This window comes from Pseudomonas sp. FGI182, assembly GCF_000511325.1.
Lineage (GTDB): Bacteria > Pseudomonadota > Gammaproteobacteria > Pseudomonadales > Pseudomonadaceae > Aquipseudomonas > Aquipseudomonas putida_Z.
The window spans coordinates 86,403-101,827 of record NZ_CP007012.1 but is presented as its reverse complement, the minus strand read 5'-3'; the positions used below and the strand labels follow the sequence as shown (position 1 = coordinate 101,827).

Sequence of the window (15,425 nt, the reverse complement as noted above, 5' to 3'; positions counted from 1 at the left end):
CAAAGCGGCCCCGACGATTTCTGCATTGACGCTAACATTCGGGGGCCGCTTCGCGCCCCGTCGCGACACAAGGCCGCTCCTACAAATGCCCGCGCATGCCAAGCAGATAAGTCAGGCGAAGAACCAGTAGCAGACGAAGATCGCTGCGATGACACCGGAAAACTCCGCCAGCAATGCGCAACCGACGGCATGGCGCACGCGCTGGATACCCACCGCACCAAAGTAAACCGCCAGCACGTAGAAGGTGGTTTCGGTACTGCCCTGAATCGTCGCCGCTACCAGCGCCGGGAAGCTGTCCACACCGTGGGTCTGCATGGTCTCGATCAGCATCGCTCGCGCCGCACTGCCGGAGAACGGCTTGACCAGTGCCGTGGGCAGGCCTTCGACGAAGCGGGTGTCCAGGCCCAGCCAGGTCACCGCATGGCGAATGCCGTCCAAGGCCAGCTCCAGTGCGCCTGAGGCCCGCAATACACCCACCGCCACCAGCATCGCCACCAGGTAAGGCAACAGGCCCTTCGCCACATCGAAGCCTTCCTTGGCGCCTTCGACAAAGGCTTCATACACCTTCACCCGCGTCAAGGCGCCGATTACCAGGAACAGGATGATCACGCCAAACAACGTGAGGTTGCCCAGGATCGACGACAGGCTCGCCAGCGCGGCCGCCGAGAGGGTGCCGAGAAAGGCCATGAACCCGCCCAGCAGCAAGGCACCGGGGATCAGGTAGGCGAGCACTACCGGGTCCCACAGGCGCAGGCGCTGCATCACCGCCACCGACAGCAGGCCGACCAGGGTCGAGACGCTGGTGGCCAGCAGGATGGGCAGGAACACCATGGTCGGGTCCGCCGCGCCTTGCTGGGCCCGGTACATGAAGATGGTCACCGGCAGCAGCGTCAGCGACGAGGCGTTGAGCACCAGGAACAGGATCTGCGCGTTGCTCGCCGTGGTGCTGCTGGGGTTCAGCTCCTGCAGTGCGCGCATGGCCTTCAGGCCGATCGGCGTGGCGGCGTTGTCCAGGCCCAGGCCGTTGGCGGCGAAGTTCATGGTGATCAGGCCCAGGGCCGGGTGGCCGGGCGGGACTTCCGGCATCAGCCGGGCAAACAGCGGGCCGAGCACCTTGGCCAGCCACTCGACGATGCCAGCCTTCTCGGCGATCTTTAGAAAGCCCAGCCACAGGGTCAGCGTGCCGAACAGCAGCACCATCACCTCGACCGACAGCTTGGCCATGGCGAAGATGCTCTCGACCATCGCCGCGAAGATGCCGGCGTTGCCGCCTACCAGCCATTGGGCCAGGGCGGACACTGCCGCCACCAGGAAAAAGCCAAGCCAAAGGCCGTTGAGCATCCGTGTGTTCCCCCTGAAAAATGCCCGAATGATAGCGTATCGGGGCCTGTGACTGGCGATCGCGATCCTTTGTAGGAGCGGCCTTGTGTCGCGAAAGGGGTGCGCAGCGCCCCCCAAGATTTCAGCTCCGCTGCACAAATTGCCGGGGCCGCTCTGCGGCCCTTTCGCGACACAAGGCCGCTCCTACAAGGGTTCGCAATTGGCTCCCAAGATCTCACAGGCAACAAAAAGCCCCGACAAGTCGGGGCTTTGGGTCAAACAGCAGTCAGGCTCAGCGCTTGGCAGCTTCGCCAACCATGGCCGCTTCCTGTTTGCCGGCCATCAGCGAGGCGTAGTACTTCTCGCCCTTGGCGGCGTCGTACATACCCTCCCAGCGGGCGATGACCAGGGCTGCCAGAGCGTTACCCACAACGTTCAAGGCGGTACGGGCCATGTCCATGATGCGGTCGACACCGGCGATGAAGGCCAGGCCTTCCAGCGGGATACCCACGCTGCCCAGGGTGGCCAGCAGCACCACGAAGGAAACACCCGGTACGCCAGCGATACCCTTGGAAGTGACCATCAGGGTCAGCACCAGCAGCAGCTGCTGGCTCCAGGACAGGTCGATACCATACAGCTGGGCAATGAAGATGGCCGCGATGCTCTGGTACAGGGTCGAGCCGTCGAGGTTGAACGAGTAGCCGGTCGGTACCACGAACGAGCAGATCGACTTCGGTGCACCGTACTTCTCCATCTTCTCGATCACGCGCGGCAGCACGGTCTCCGAGCTGGAGGTGGAGTAGGCGAGGATCAGCTCATCTTTCATGATGCGCATGATCTTGATCACCGAGAAGCCGAACAGGCGGGCAACCAGGCCCAGCACCATGAAGGCGAAGAAGGCGATGGCGAAGTACACCAGCAGCACCAGCTTGGCCAGCGGCAGCAGCGAGCTGAAACCGAAGTTGGCGACGGTCACGGCGATCAGGGCGAACACGCCGATAGGGGCGTAGTTCATGATCATGTGGGTGACCTTGAACATGGTCTCGGAAACCGCCTGGAAGGTACGCACCAGCGGGTCGCGCAGCTCTGCCTGCAGGCTCGACAGGCCCAGGCCGAACATTACCGAGAAGAAGATGATCGGCAGCATTTCGCCACGCATCAGCGCTGCGAAGATGTTCGACGGGATCAGGTTCAGCAGGGTTTCGATGAACGCGTGCTCATGCTGCACTTCGGCCGCGGTAGCCTGGTACTTGGAGATGTCCACGGTACCCAGGGTGCTCATGTCGATGCCGGCGCCCGGGTGGAACAGGTTGGCCAACACCAGGCCCACGACGATGGCGATGGTGGTCACCACTTCGAAGTAGATGATGGTCTTCAGGCCGATGCTGCCCAGTTTCTTCGCGTCGCCAACCCCGGCGATACCCACGATCAGCGACGAAATCACGATCGGGACGACGATCATCTTGATCAGGCGAATGAAGATGTCACCAGCGGGCTGGAGGACGTTGCTGATCCACCATGCCTTTTCTGCACTGAAATGATTCAGTAGCGCGCCGATTGCAACACCCAGGACCAGACCGATGACGATCTGCCAGGCGAGGCTCAGTTTTGCCTTCTTCATGTCTTTACCCTTTGTTCTAGTGGTCATGGGCACCCAACGGAAACGCGCGTAACAGAGCCGTTGGCTAGGTCACGAGCAGCAGATGCTTCCGTCCGGCACCTTCATGTAAGGACACCGCAGGCGAGCGACAGGGCGCTCGGGCCGGCGAAAAAGGCGGCAACTATTGCGATGGCAAAGGGGGAAATCTAATGCCGGAAGCGCATACCCCATGCCGTTTATGCATAACATTTTTGACCAAAACGGGAGGTTCGCAAGTGCTTGATTTACAACGTTCGGAATCCCGAACAAGACCAAACCGCCATATTTAGGCAGATTTGGCAGGGTAAAAAGGACAGGGGCGATGGCTTGTTCGACAATCCGAATGGCCGAAATGCCACTTGAACAAGCGCCAGGCTGATCGAAAAAAAATTGATGTACGGTCGAGACAAAATGTGTCTCGAAGAGAAAATCGCGCAGGGAAGAGACGTTTCCTACATGGCTCCTCGGAAGCCAGGTCTGGTCAGATGCCCCTATGGCATCGCCGACCTGAAACTTCCGATTCCGCCTTTCCTGACCCGGCCCATTGCTGGAGGCACTCCCTGTACCCCTAGGCCACTCCGATCCTGCAACAATCAGAACAGCCCGGCCCCTTGGTCATGTGCAGCCCCTCCTCGGGGCGGCGCATCATAGAAGGCTGAAAATATAGAAAGGTTCAGCTTCTATTTCGTGACAGTGCATGACCTTTCCTCCGTACCGGGTGCAAATGCTCAGTACCAGTTCGGGTCACGCTTGAGCTGCTCCTGCAGCATCGCCTTCATGCCGTCGTCCGGCTTACCCAGCCAGCGGTACTGCGCGTGACGGGTGGGCGACTTGTCGCTCGGCAAACCTTCGGGTACCTCCACGAGCATCCCGTAGGCATCGTCCTTGTCCCAGCTGAACGCCACGATCAGGCGCTTGTAGGTGCAGTTGTCCTGGCGTTCGCACAATGGGCCGACCAAGTACTTGTCGCCGTCTTCGGTAACGGCAGACATCTGCTGCTGGGCACTGCCGGTCAGATTGACCACCCAATCAGGCAGACGTTCCTCGCCTTCAATCGTGTCCTGCCAGGTTTCCCGGTACTCCGGGTCCGAGCCGAGCAGCTGGTCGACCCGGACCTGGCCGTCATTGGCCGCCATCGCCGCCGCACTGCCGCCCAGTAACAGGGCGGCAGCCAGGGATGTCCAACGCTTCCTGCCCATCTTCAACCTCGTCCACGTCCAAAGAAGAAGGAGGCTACGAACAGCACCAGGAAGACAATGAACAGAATCTTCGCGATACCGGTGGCAGCGCCCGCGATACCACCGAAGCCCAGTACGGCGGCGACAATGGCGATGATGAGGAAAGTGATAGCCCAACTCAGCATGGTGGTTCTCCTTTCTTTTTTGAAATCGTTAAGGCCAGCGGTCAGAACACCCAGCGGTCCTGGGGTACGACCCTTTCCAGGGTGGCCGGCGACGCGGTGGCCTGGCCAGTTGGAAGCGGGTCGGCGGCCTTGACCAAGGTATTGGCACGGGTTGCCTGAATCTGCGTCAACAGGGCGGTCTGCGCCGCCACTTGCTCGGTCAGGCGCGCGGTCTGCCAGCTGTAATAGAAGAGGCCAGCGGCCAAGGTCAGCAACAGCGCCAGGCCGAGTGAAAGCACCTGGCTCAGGGGCAGTGCAGCGCTCTGCAAGCGGTTGACGGATTGGCGGGTCATGCCGGCTCCTCCTGCTGTAATTCTTGTTCAAACCTGAACAGGTAATTGCAGCCTGCATGCCAGCCTTACGAATCAAATAAAATTCATTTAAATCATATAGTTATGTGAATCCTGCAAAACCAGCAAGGACGTATCCTGCACGATGCCGCCCGGGCCGTCGTGCGAATTGCACGATCAGCCCTCGACCTTGGTCGCCACCTTGAGCAGGTCGGCATCCACCCCGCGCACGCCGATGATCTGCCGGGCGATTTCCACGGCAATGGTTTTCTGCTCGCTGCTGACCACCTCGCCCGAAAGCCGTACCAAACCCTCCTCGCTGGCCACTTTCAGGTTCAGGCCATCGAGGTTACGGCTGAAGCGGTAGCTGTTCTGGATCTTGTCGATGATCCAGCTGTCGCTCGGTTGCGGCCCAGTCGGCGTCCCCACCGGGGTTTCCCGGGCCTTGGCCATGGCGGCGCTATCGAGGCTGACCAGGTTGTTGACCAGGTGCACACCCTCGGTGGTACGCGCCACCACGCCGGCCAGCTCCTTGGCCTCGGCACTGTCGACCTTGCCGCGCAGGGTCACCACACCTTCGCTGCTCTGTACATCTATAGGCGCCTTCTCGGTGGTGCGGCTCCATAGCAGCCGCGCACGGATCACCGCGGCCAGGGTGGCATCCTCCAGGCGCTGGGCATAGGCACGCAGCGCCAGCGGGCGCTCCACCAGCTGGGCATTGACCCGCAGCTGGTTGTCGACTTGCTCGATGCCACGGGTAGCCAGCGCCACATGCTCGGCCAGCTGGCGCTCGACGTCGTTCTCCACCTCACCGGAAAGCCGCGCCTGCTTGCCGTCCACCTCGACCTGGATACGGAACGGGTCGAGCATGCGGTTCAGCGACAGGGCAGTTTGCAGGGCCCCCTCCAGGCGGGCGTCCTGCACCGGGCCGGCGAATGCCGGGGTGAACATCGGCAGCAGGGTGGTTGCCAACACGGCGGTGCGAATGGAAAAGGACATGGCAGTGCCTCCTTTTGTAGAGCAAAAGCTAAAAATCCTCGCAACCAATGTGCCACCGTGGACCTCTAAAGAAATCATCGGGATATCGCGGCCTTCCAAGCGTTGATTGGCCATTTGCTAGCATGCAAAGGACAGGTTCCTTCACAATGGACCATGCAACTTGCCCGATTTTTCCCACACTAAATGAAGATCTTTCCTAAAGGAGCGCAGCACATGGAGTCAGCCCAGGACAACCAAGGCCGCATTCTGCTGGTGGATGACGAGTCCGCGATCCTGCGCACCTTCCGCTACTGCCTGGAGGACGAGGGCTATAGCGTGGCGACGGCCAACAGCGCTGCTCAGGCCGAAGCCCTGCTGCAGCGCCAGGTATTCGACCTGTGCTTCCTCGATTTGCGCCTGGGCGAGGACAACGGCCTCGATGTGCTGGCGCAGATGCGTATCCAGGCCCCATGGATGCGGGTGGTGATCGTCACCGCACACTCGGCGATCGATACGGCGGTAGACGCGATCCAGGCAGGCGCCGCCGATTACCTGGTCAAACCGTGCAGCCCCGACCAGCTGCGCCTGGCTACCTCCAAGCAGTTGGAAGTGCGCCAGCTTTCCGCGCGCCTGGAGGCCCTGGAAGGTGAAGTACGCAAACCCAAGGACGGCCTCGACTCGCACAGCCCGGCCATGATGGCGGTACTGGAAACCGCCCGCCAGGTCGCTACCACCGACGCCAACATCCTCATCCTTGGCGAGTCGGGCACAGGTAAAGGTGAGCTGGCCCGGGCCATCCACGGCTGGAGCAAGCGCGCGCGCAAATCCTGCGTGACCATCAACTGCCCGTCACTGAACGCCGAGCTGATGGAAAGCGAGCTATTCGGTCACACCCGCGGTGCCTTCACCGGCGCCAGCGAAAGCACCCTGGGGCGAGTCAACCAGGCTGATGGGGGCACGCTGTTCCTCGACGAGATCGGCGATTTCCCACTGACCTTGCAGCCCAAACTGCTGCGCTTCATCCAGGACAAGGAATACGAGCGCGTCGGCGACCCGGTCACCCGTCGCGCCGATGTGCGGATTCTCGCCGCCACCAACCTCAACCTCGAAGAGATGGTGCGTGAAAGCCGCTTCCGCGAAGACCTGCTGTATCGCCTGAACGTCATCACCCTGCACCTGCCGCCCCTGCGCGAGCGCAGTGAAGACATCCTGACCTTGGCCGACCGCTTTCTCGCCCGCTTCGTCAAGGAATACTCCCGGCCTGCCCGCGGCTTCAGTGACGAAGCCCGTACGGCCCTGCTCAACTACCGCTGGCCCGGCAACATTCGCGAATTACGCAACGTGGTGGAGCGGGCCAGCATCATCTGCCCGCAGGAACGCGTGGAAATCAGCCACCTGGGCATGGGCGAGCAGCCCGCAGGCAATGCCCCGCGGGTTGGCGCCGCGCTGAGCCTGGATGAGCTGGAACGCGCCCACATCGGTGCGGTGCTCGCCGCAAGCGACACCCTGGACCAAGCCGCCAAGACCCTGGGGATCGATGCCTCCACCCTGTACCGCAAGCGCAAGCAGTACAACCTATGAGGTGGCCGCCCATGAAGCTGCGCACGCGGCTTTTCCTCAGCATTTCGGCGCTGGTCACCGTGGCCCTGCTCGGGCTGCTGCTGGGCCTGGTCAGCGTGCTGCAGATGGCCACGGTGCAACAGCGACTGGTGCGCGATACCACCCACGCCCTGGAAATCGGGCTGAAGTTGCGCCAGAACCTTGGCGAACAGTTGACCCTGATCCTCGATGACGAGACCGCCCCGGAAAACCTGCGGCTGCTGCAGGACAACTTCCAGACCCTGCTCAACCAAGGGCTGGACCAAGGTGGCGAGCGCACCGGCTTCAGCAAGGCCAGCAGCAATTACCAGGCTTTTCTCCAGGCCTACCGCGACAGCCCGGCGCCTTCGCGCAGCATGGGGGTTGAACAACCACTGGGGGCCGCGTTCAACCAGGTCCGCACCGACCTGATCGATTCCCACAAGCAGGCCTTGGAGCACATCACCCGCAGCGAGGAGCACACCCGCGACCACGCCTTGCTGGTCAGCGGCGTACTTGGCCTGATGGGCTTGGTGGTGCTGGTGCTGGGCTTCATCACCGCGCACAACATTGCCCGGCGCTTCGGCCAGCCGATCGAAGCCTTGGCCATAGCGGCCGACCAACTCGGCAAGGGTAATTTCGACGTAACCCTGCCGGTCACCCAGGCCACCGAACTTAACCAGCTGACCCGCCGCTTCGGCCTGATGGCCGATGCCTTGCGCAAGCACCAGGCCACCAACGTCGATGAACTGCTGGCCGGCCAGCAACGCTTGCAGGCGGTACTGGACAGCATTGACGATGGCCTGCTGATCATCGACCGCCAAGGCCGGCTGGAGCACCTCAACCCGGTGGCGCAACGCCAGCTGGGCTGGAACGATAGCCGCGTGGGCAGCAGCCTGGCCGAAGCCCTGCAGCGCCCGGAGCTGGAGCAGCAGCTACGCCAGGTACTGCGCGGCGGCAACCTCGACCGCCAGCCGGACGACCTGAACATGGAGGTCGATGACGAAACGCGCCTGCTCGCCTACAGCCTGACTCCGGTCAGCCACCCGCAAGGGCCGATCCTGGGCGCGGTGATGGTGCTGCACGATGTAACCGAGCAGCGAGCCTTCGAACGCGTGCGCAGCGAATTCGTGCTGCGTGCTTCCCATGAGCTGCGCACCCCGGTGACCGGCATGCACATGGCCTTCGGCCTGTTGCGTGAGCGGCTCAAGTTTCCGCCCGAGGCGCGCGAACATGACCTGCTGGAAACCATCGGCGAGGAAATGCAGCGCCTGACCCAGTTGATCAACGACCTGCTCAACTTCAGCCGCTACCAGAGCGGGATGCAGAAGCTCGAGCTGGCTCCCTGCGCCATCGACGAATTGCTGGAGCGTGCACAACAGCGCTTTGCCGAGCCGGCGGTGTACAAGCAGATCGAGCTGATCACGGAGCTGGAGCCGCCGCTACCGCGTATCCAGGCCGACGTCGCCCAACTCGACCGGGTGCTGGACAACCTGTTGCACAACGCCATCCGCCATACCGCCAGCGGCGGGCGTATCCGCTTGCATGCACGACGGCATGCGGAGCGGGTGATCATCAGTGTCGAGGACAACGGAGAGGGCATTGCCTATGGGCAACAGGGGCGCATCTTCGAGCCCTTCGTGCAGGTAGGGCGCAAGAAAGGCGGCGCGGGGCTGGGGCTGGCGTTGTGCAAAGAGATCGTGCAACTGCATGGCGGGCGCATGGGCGTGTTTTCCAGACCGGGGCAGGGGACCCAGTTCTACATGGCACTGCCGGTCTGACGGCCTGTGACTGCCCTCTGTAGGAGCGGCCTTGTGTCGCGATAGGGCCGCCAAGCGGCCCCAGGATTTCAGCACCAGTGCACAAATTGCTGGGGCTGCTCCGCAGCCCTATCGCGACACAAGGCCGCTCCTACAGAGATCTCGCAGTCCAGCAGCAATCACTCAATGCTCAACCCGCCGCGGCAGCCGTCCGCGGGTCACCAGTTCGGCAAACTGCCGGGCATTCAGTGGCCGGGCAAACAGCCAGCCCTGGCCATAATTGACCCCTTCGCTGTTCAGCAGCACCGCCTGGTCTTCACACTCGATGCCTTCGGCAATCACCCGCAGGTGCAGGTCGTGGGCCATGCGGATGATATGCGGGGCAACACCGCTGCTGGCGGCGTCATGCCCAAGGGCATCGATAAAGGCCTTGTCGATCTTCAGGCAGTCCACCGGCAGGGTCTGCAGGTAGGCCAGGCTGCAATAACCCGTACCAAAATCGTCGATCAGCACCTGATGCCCTACTGCACGTAACGCCTGCAGATTGTCGCGCGCCACCACCACATCGATCAGGCCGCGCTCGGTCACTTCGAAGGCAATCTGGCTGGCCGCCACCCGGTGCATTGCCAGCAAGCGCGCAGCTACCCGACCAATACGCGGCACCATCACATCGCAAGCTGCCAGGTTCACCGATATGTACAGGTTGGGGTGCGAGCGCAGCAGTTGCCCTAACTGTTCCAGCACACGCTGCAGGACAAAGTCTGTGATCTGGCGAATCTGCCCGGTGTTTTCCGCCAGCGGGATGAACAGGTCCGGGCTGGTCAGGGTGCCGTCCGGGCGACGCCAGCGCACCAGGGCCTCGGCCCCGACACAGCGCCGGCTGTCGAGCTCGAAGATCGGCTGGTAGAGCACCTGCAGTTCGCCGCGGCGCAAGGCATTCTGCAACTCCGAGCTCATCGACCGCCGCTGCAGGATCAGTTGCAGCACCAGCCAGCCGATACAACAGGCCGCCAGCACACTGCCGGGGAACAGCAGCCAGAGCATGCCGTTCATCCTCAACGGCAGGCTCGCCCGCGGAGCAATCAGCACCAGCTGGTAGTCCGGTGACTTGGTCGGCATGCGGTAGATCAGGCGGTCGCTGAGCTCGAGCAGCGACTTGTGGCTGGTCGACCAGGCCGAGGGTGGCGGCCATACCTGTGGTGGGCCCAGCACAGGGATGGCCCGGGTACCGTTGTCCAGCACCACCACAAGGCTGCCGCCCGGGGGCAGGTCGACCACATCGGTCAGGTGCCCACGAGAGGTGGATACCACGAACTTGCCCCTCCCCAGCATCAACGCGGCCAGGTTTTCGTTCGGCTCGGTCGTTGTGTTCAGCCAGTAGCTGTAGGTCGGTCCCTGGATGTCGGGGACCCGCAAGGGTTCGAACGCCCGCTCATCACCGCGGTTCGAACAGGCAATATCCCCATCCACGTATGCCGCTTCATAAATGAAGCGTGAACTCAGGCCTACCTGCTGCAACGCCGTCAGCATCGCCGGGCTGCAGCCGCGCAAGGGCTGCGCCTGCAGCAGGTCGACCCCTTCGCGCAACTGGCCGAACACCTGCTCGAGGCGCTCGAGAAAGCGCTCGCCCTGGGCATTCATCTGTGCGCTCTCGCTTTGCTTCATCTGTTGCAGGGCAATGCCGATGCTGGCTGAGAGCAACAGTGCCGCGCTGGCCAGTGCTGCCAATGTGGCCAGCATCCAGGGACGGTAAAAAATTTGGCGCATCAAGGCGATGAAGGCTGACATCGAGGGCATCCAGTTGATAACTAAGGTATAGCAACTGAATCAGGAATCACCTCGCCGTTTGGCGCTTCGCTACAATCGCCGAGGGCCTGTTGTAGGAGCGGCCTTGTGTCGCGATAGGGCCGCAAAGCGGCCCCGGCAGTTTGTGCTGGAACCAAGATCCTGCTGCTGTGCAGCCCGTCGCGACACAAGGCCGCTTCTACACAAGAGCCCGTCCCACCTTGGCAGCTCAACGCATCCGGTTGAGCACCTGCAGCATCGCCGCCGTCTGCGCATCCGGCATGCCATCGAAGCGCTGCGGGCGGAAACGCATCTGGAACGCGGCGATCACATGGCGGGTGGCAACATCCAGTACCCCGGTCTGCTCTATCGCATAGCCAAACCGCGCCAGCTCCTGCTGATACCAGCCAACGCTCGGCGGGTTGACGCTGAAATAGGCTTGCTGCCGTGCCACGGCATTTGCATCCGGCCAGACACCCAATCCGGCGTCGGCCAGGCGCTTCCACGGGAACAGCGGCCCCGGGTCAAGCTTGCGCAGCGGTGCGATATCGCTGTGGCCAATGATGTGCCGTGGCTCGATGTTGTTGCGTTTGACGATGTCCTTGAGCAGCGCGATCAGCGACTGGACCTGCGCTTCGCTGTAAGGGTGCCAGACCCGGCCATTCGGCGTATCGGTGAAGCCCGGGTTGACGATTTCGATACCGATGGACGAGGAGTTCAGCCAGGTCCGCCCCTGCCACTGGCTATCACCGGCATGCCAGGCGCGGCGGTTCTCATCCACCAGCTGATACACCGTCGCCGGGCCGTCACCAATCAGGTAATGGCTGCTGACTTCGCCATGGGTCAGCAACGCCAGGGAACGCTCCAGCGAAGCATTGGTGTAATGCAGGACAACGAACTGGATGCGGTTGTCCTGGTTGACCGAAGGGTGGCTACGGTCGATGCGCAGGCCTGTCGAGCAACCGGCGACAGACAACAGCAGGAAGGAAATCAGGGTTTTTTTAAGCGTGGAAAGCACGTCAGTAGCCTCAGCGTATGAGCGCTACAGTATAACGTGCTCCCCAAGGGCCGTGCTTGCCGCGAGTCAGCGGCTGCCGGCTATGCCTGCTCGACGCGGTTGCGCCCCGACTCCTTGGCCCGGTACAGCGCCGCATCGGCGCGCTTGAGTACCTGGTCGCCGCGCTCGCCGGAACGGAATGCACCCAGGCCGATGGACGTGGTGATCACCACCCGTTCGCCCTTGAAGTGGAACGGGCACGCCTCGACCGTGGCCCGTAGCACCTCGGCTATCTGGGCAGCGGCGGCCGGCGAGGTCTGCGGCAGCAACAGCACAAACTCCTCGCCGCCGAAGCGGGCGATGAAGTCACCGCTGCGCAGGCGCTTGCGCAACTGGTCGGCGACAATCTTCAGTACCTTGTCGCCGGCCAGGTGCCCATAGCTGTCGTTGATACGCTTGAAATGGTCCAGGTCGAGGATCGCCATCGCCAGATGGCCGCCGTGTGCCTGCCATTCGAGCATTTCGCGCTCGACCCGCTCGCTCCAGGCCGCACGGTTGGGCAAACCGGTGAGGGGGTCGAGCAAGGCCTTCTGGCGCTGCTCTTCCAAGTGCTCGCGGTAGCCGAGCGCCTCGTGCTCCATGTTCGCCACCCGCTCCGACAGCCCTTGCAGGCGCCCAGCCAGCTCCTGTTCGCGGCGATCACGCTCGTGCTTGTGCTCGTCCATGGTCACCAACAGGCCTTCCAGGCGGTTTTCCAGGATGTGCTTGAGGCTGTCGACGTCGGCGGCACCTTGCACACTGCTCTGCAGCCCGTCGACATGCTCCCGCAGCTGTGTATCCAGCTCGCGGGCGGCCGAGCTGTTGTCGGCATGGCCGGCGCTGGCCTCGTGAAGGTGGCTCTGGAAACCCTCCAGGCGTTCGTTGAGCTGCTGCAGGTAGGTTTCGAATTCGTGCTGGCCGCTGTCGGTGATCGCCAGCATGAGCACAGCCAGGTCATCCAGCACCGGGATCAGCTCATACCAATTCAAGCCGCGGGCGACCCGTTCACGCATCTCGAGCGCCTGGGCCTTGTGTCGCTCCGGCAGGCTGAGGTCATCGAGCAGGCCGATCAGGGTATGCTCGATGTGCTCGGCAACCTGGCTGTAGGGCGGCTCCACCGCGTAGGGCAGGGCATAGGGGCCGTCTTCGCCGAAGGTTTGTTCGAGTGTTTGCGCCGGTCCTGCTTCAGCCGGAGGCTCGCTGGCGACAGCTTCCGGTGCCGGCACATCGTCCGGTAGCGGCTGCGGCAGCGGGGCTGGTGACAGTTCGGCCGTTTCGATCAGCGCCGGGCCAGGTGTCTCCAGCGCGGGCTCTGGCACTACGGGCGCCTCGACAACAGATGCTGATGAGGCTGGCAGCGGCTGCAGCGCGTCCACGTCGTCGGGCTGCGGAGCACCGACGTTGGCCGGTGCCGCCAAGGGCTGCGCCCCGGCAACCGGCAGCGCCAGCGGCACAAGCGCTGGCTCGCCTTGCGCATTATCCTCGCGGCTGCCGAACAAGCGCTGCAAGAAGCCGGGGCGGGCATCCTCCCCCGACTTACCCAGGGCTGACAGCGCGCGGCCCTGCAAGCCGCTCAACTCGCCCAGCAACGGTGGCAGGTCGCGTGACTGGGCCACGCCACCGTCGAGCTTCTTCGCCAGCTTTTTCAACGGCCGCGACACATCGTTCGGCAATGGCAGGCCTTGCAGTTGGTCGACCAGAGCGGTCAGCGCATCGCTGACCTGATTCATGCGAGCTTCCCGGCGCTGTTCGGAGTCCAGCACCGCCTTCTCAAGACGCGGAATCAGCCCGGCAAGGCCAGCGTCCATGTTGTCGCTGCGGATAACCTCGCGCATTTCCTTCATGCACTGGTCCACCACCTTGTCACTGCCTTCGGCAGCCAGGGTGCTGCGTACCAGGCCGCGACGCAGCAGGTCGAGACGGGCGTCCCAACGGCGCTCGAGCTTTTCCTGCTGCTCGATGCTTTTCAGGTATTTTTCTTTCCAGCGCTCAGCGTCTTCAGTCATGCCCGGGTCCGCAAACGGTGATGGCAATTAGCTCAGGACCGGCAGCGTATCCACAGTCAATGCATCAGGCAATCGAATCTCGACAGCAACGGGAAGGTGGTCGGAAATTGGCTGCGCCAGCACCTCGACACGCTCCAGCGTGAGGCTTGGGCTGAGCAGTATGTGGTCCAGGCAACGCTGTGGACGCCAGCTGGGAAAGGTGGCCTCGACTTGTGGGGCAATCAGGCCCAGGTCGCGCAACGGCGAGTGCTCCAGCAGGTCGGTGGCATGGGTATTCATGTCGCCCATCAGCACCTGGTGGCGGTAACCGCCAATCAGCTCGCGGATGTAACCCAGTTGCAAGGCGCGGGTCTTGGCGCCGAGGGCCAGGTGCATCATCACCACGATCAGCGCATCTTCGCCCTCGCCAAAGCGCACCAGAATCGCACCACGCCCAGCCGGGCCGGGCAATGGGTGATCCTCGAGCAGTTGTGGCTTCAGGCGGCTGAGCACGCCATTGCTGTGCTGGGCAAAACGCCCAAGGTTGCGGTTGAGTTGCTGGTACCAGTAGGGGAAGGCACCCAGGTGGGCAAGGTGCTCGACCTGGTTGACATAGCCCGAGCGCAGGCTACCGCCATCGGCCTCCTGCAAGGCCACCAGGTCGAAGTCGCCCAGCAGTTGGCCAATCTTCTGCAGGTTGCCGGCACGCCCGTTGTGCGGCAGCAGGTGCTGCCAGCTGCGGGTCACGTAATGCCGGTAGCGCTCGGTGCTGATGCCCACCTGGATGTTGAAACTGAGCAGCCGCAGACGACCATCCTCGGGCAGGCCAGGGGCCTGCAAGTGATGCTCGTTGACCTGCGGCTGGTGCAGGCCAATGCCACGCGCGGTTCTGAAGCGGCGCATGGGTTACGCCGCTTACTTAGCGGCGCGCTCCTTGGCGATCAGCTGGTCGGCAACGTTCAGTACGCCTTCCGGCCCGCCGGCAGTACCCAGGTCGAAGCGGTACTTGCCGTTGACCACCATGCTCGGTACGCCGGTGATCTCGTACTTTTTCGCCAGTTCCTTGGCCTGGTTGACCTGGCCCTTGATGGCGAACGAATTGAAGGTGGCGAGGAACTTGTCCTTGTCCACGCCCTGGGTGGCGAGGAAGTCGGCCATGTCCTGCGGGTCGGTCAGGCGCTTTTTCTGGTTCTGGATGGCATCGAACACTGCGGCGTGTACCTTCTGCTCGACGCCCATGGCTTCGAGGGTCAGGAACATCTGGCCGTGGGCGTCCCATGGGCCACCGAACATGGCTGGTACGCGCTTGAAGTTGACGTCCTTGGGCAGTTTTTCAACCCACGGGTTGATGGTCGGCTCGAAGTGGTAGCAGTGTGGGCAGCCGTACCAGAACAGCTCGACCACTTCGATCTTGCCAGGCACGGAAACCGGAACAGGGTTGCTCAGCTCGAGGTATTCCTTGCCGGCGACAGGCTCGGCGGCCTGGACGGCAGTCATACCGAATACGCTGGCAGCGACCAGCGCGGCGCTGAGAATCAGTTTACGCATGCTTTACTCCTGGGCAGTCATTGGTCGCCACGACGCGACCTGCACTGAGACAGGCCGGGAAGGGGCCGAGTTCTGTAGTGTAACGGCTGCGGACGGAAAAAAGG

12 protein-coding genes and 1 pseudogene are annotated in these 15,425 nt (G+C 62.8%); 2 read left to right on the top strand and 11 right to left on the bottom strand.

Annotation, left to right across the window (positions count from 1 at the left end; genetic code table 11):
• Positions 1–111 precede the first annotated feature (111 nt).
• The 6 genes from C163_RS00485 to C163_RS00460 all read right to left on the bottom strand — a co-directional run bounded on the left by C163_RS00485 (position 112) and on the right by C163_RS00460 (position 5,650).
• Positions 112–1,341: a nucleoside recognition domain-containing protein gene (locus C163_RS00485; RefSeq protein WP_025337236.1), complete on the bottom strand. Its 1,230-nt coding sequence runs from the start codon at positions 1,339–1,341 to the stop codon at positions 112–114.
• A gap of 271 nt (positions 1,342–1,612) precedes the next feature.
• Positions 1,613–2,941, bottom strand: coding sequence for a glutamate/aspartate:proton symporter GltP (gltP, locus tag C163_RS00480; RefSeq protein WP_025337235.1), 1,329 nt, complete (start codon positions 2,939–2,941; stop codon positions 1,613–1,615).
• 746 nt (positions 2,942–3,687) lie between these two features.
• Positions 3,688–4,158 (bottom strand): inhibitor of vertebrate lysozyme family protein, encoded by a 471-nt coding sequence (locus tag C163_RS00475; protein ID WP_025337234.1) that lies wholly within the window; start codon positions 4,156–4,158, stop codon positions 3,688–3,690.
• Between the two features lie 2 nt (positions 4,159–4,160).
• The gene (locus tag C163_RS26045) at positions 4,161–4,322 is read right to left on the bottom strand and encodes a DUF1328 domain-containing protein (RefSeq protein WP_003252966.1); all 162 of its coding nucleotides are present in this window, start codon (positions 4,320–4,322) and stop codon (positions 4,161–4,163) included.
• Between the two features lie 41 nt (positions 4,323–4,363).
• Positions 4,364–4,654, bottom strand: coding sequence for a hypothetical protein (locus C163_RS00465; RefSeq protein WP_025337233.1), 291 nt, complete (start codon positions 4,652–4,654; stop codon positions 4,364–4,366).
• 174 nt (positions 4,655–4,828) lie between these two features.
• A complete protein-coding gene (locus C163_RS00460; RefSeq protein ID WP_025337232.1) occupies positions 4,829–5,650 on the bottom strand; it encodes a BON domain-containing protein in 822 nt (273 codons plus the stop codon).
• A gap of 213 nt (positions 5,651–5,863) precedes the next feature.
• On the opposite strand from C163_RS00460, the gene algB reads away from it, so the two are divergent.
• Entirely contained in the window at positions 5,864–7,210 is a 1,347-nt protein-coding gene (gene algB / locus C163_RS00455; protein ID WP_025337231.1) for a sigma-54-dependent response regulator transcription factor AlgB, read from the top strand.
• Complete coding sequence (locus tag C163_RS00450; RefSeq protein ID WP_025337230.1) at positions 7,207–8,988, top strand: KinB sensor domain-containing domain; 1,782 nt, start codon at positions 7,207–7,209, stop codon at positions 8,986–8,988. The genes algB and C163_RS00450 overlap by 4 nt, the downstream gene beginning before the upstream one ends.
• 162 nt (positions 8,989–9,150) lie before the next feature.
• On the opposite strand, the gene C163_RS00445 is transcribed toward C163_RS00450, so the two are convergent.
• From C163_RS00445 to dsbA, 5 genes and pseudogenes are all read right to left on the bottom strand, one after another.
• The gene (locus C163_RS00445) at positions 9,151–10,755 is read right to left on the bottom strand and encodes an EAL domain-containing protein (RefSeq protein WP_025337229.1); all 1,605 of its coding nucleotides are present in this window, start codon (positions 10,753–10,755) and stop codon (positions 9,151–9,153) included.
• 226 nt (positions 10,756–10,981) lie between these two features.
• Complete coding sequence (locus tag C163_RS00440; RefSeq protein ID WP_025337228.1) at positions 10,982–11,770, bottom strand: N-acetylmuramoyl-L-alanine amidase; 789 nt, start codon at positions 11,768–11,770, stop codon at positions 10,982–10,984.
• A gap of 80 nt (positions 11,771–11,850) precedes the next feature.
• Positions 11,851–13,794, bottom strand: a complete 1,944-nt coding sequence (locus C163_RS00435) for a diguanylate cyclase (RefSeq protein ID WP_025337227.1) — start codon at positions 13,792–13,794, stop codon at positions 11,851–11,853.
• A gap of 27 nt (positions 13,795–13,821) precedes the next feature.
• A pseudogene (locus C163_RS00430) lies at positions 13,822–14,654 on the bottom strand (endonuclease/exonuclease/phosphatase family protein).
• Between the two features lie 34 nt (positions 14,655–14,688).
• Positions 14,689–15,321, bottom strand: coding sequence for a thiol:disulfide interchange protein DsbA (gene dsbA, locus C163_RS00425; RefSeq protein ID WP_025337225.1), 633 nt, complete (start codon positions 15,319–15,321; stop codon positions 14,689–14,691).
• Positions 15,322–15,425: the final 104 nt, after the last annotated feature.

What these genes read in the sequence shown, in the direction of transcription:
- C163_RS00485 (WP_025337236.1), bottom strand. Translation starts at nt 1,341, where the DNA reads ATGCTCAACGGCCTTTGGCTTGGCTTTTTCCTGGTGGCGGCAGTGTCC.
- gltP (WP_025337235.1), bottom strand. Translation starts at nt 2,941, where the DNA reads ATGAAGAAGGCAAAACTGAGCCTCGCCTGGCAGATCGTCATCGGTCTG.
- C163_RS00475 (WP_025337234.1), bottom strand. Translation starts at nt 4,158, where the DNA reads ATGGGCAGGAAGCGTTGGACATCCCTGGCTGCCGCCCTGTTACTGGGC.
- C163_RS26045 (WP_003252966.1), bottom strand. Translation starts at nt 4,322, where the DNA reads ATGCTGAGTTGGGCTATCACTTTCCTCATCATCGCCATTGTCGCCGCC.
- C163_RS00465 (WP_025337233.1), bottom strand. Translation starts at nt 4,654, where the DNA reads ATGACCCGCCAATCCGTCAACCGCTTGCAGAGCGCTGCACTGCCCCTG.
- C163_RS00460 (WP_025337232.1), bottom strand. Translation starts at nt 5,650, where the DNA reads ATGTCCTTTTCCATTCGCACCGCCGTGTTGGCAACCACCCTGCTGCCG.
- algB (WP_025337231.1), top strand. Translation starts at nt 5,864, where the DNA reads ATGGAGTCAGCCCAGGACAACCAAGGCCGCATTCTGCTGGTGGATGAC.
- C163_RS00450 (WP_025337230.1), top strand. Translation starts at nt 7,207, where the DNA reads ATGAGGTGGCCGCCCATGAAGCTGCGCACGCGGCTTTTCCTCAGCATT.
- C163_RS00445 (WP_025337229.1), bottom strand. Translation starts at nt 10,755, where the DNA reads ATGTCAGCCTTCATCGCCTTGATGCGCCAAATTTTTTACCGTCCCTGG.
- C163_RS00435 (WP_025337227.1), bottom strand. Translation starts at nt 13,794, where the DNA reads ATGACTGAAGACGCTGAGCGCTGGAAAGAAAAATACCTGAAAAGCATC.
- dsbA (WP_025337225.1), bottom strand. Translation starts at nt 15,321, where the DNA reads ATGCGTAAACTGATTCTCAGCGCCGCGCTGGTCGCTGCCAGCGTATTC.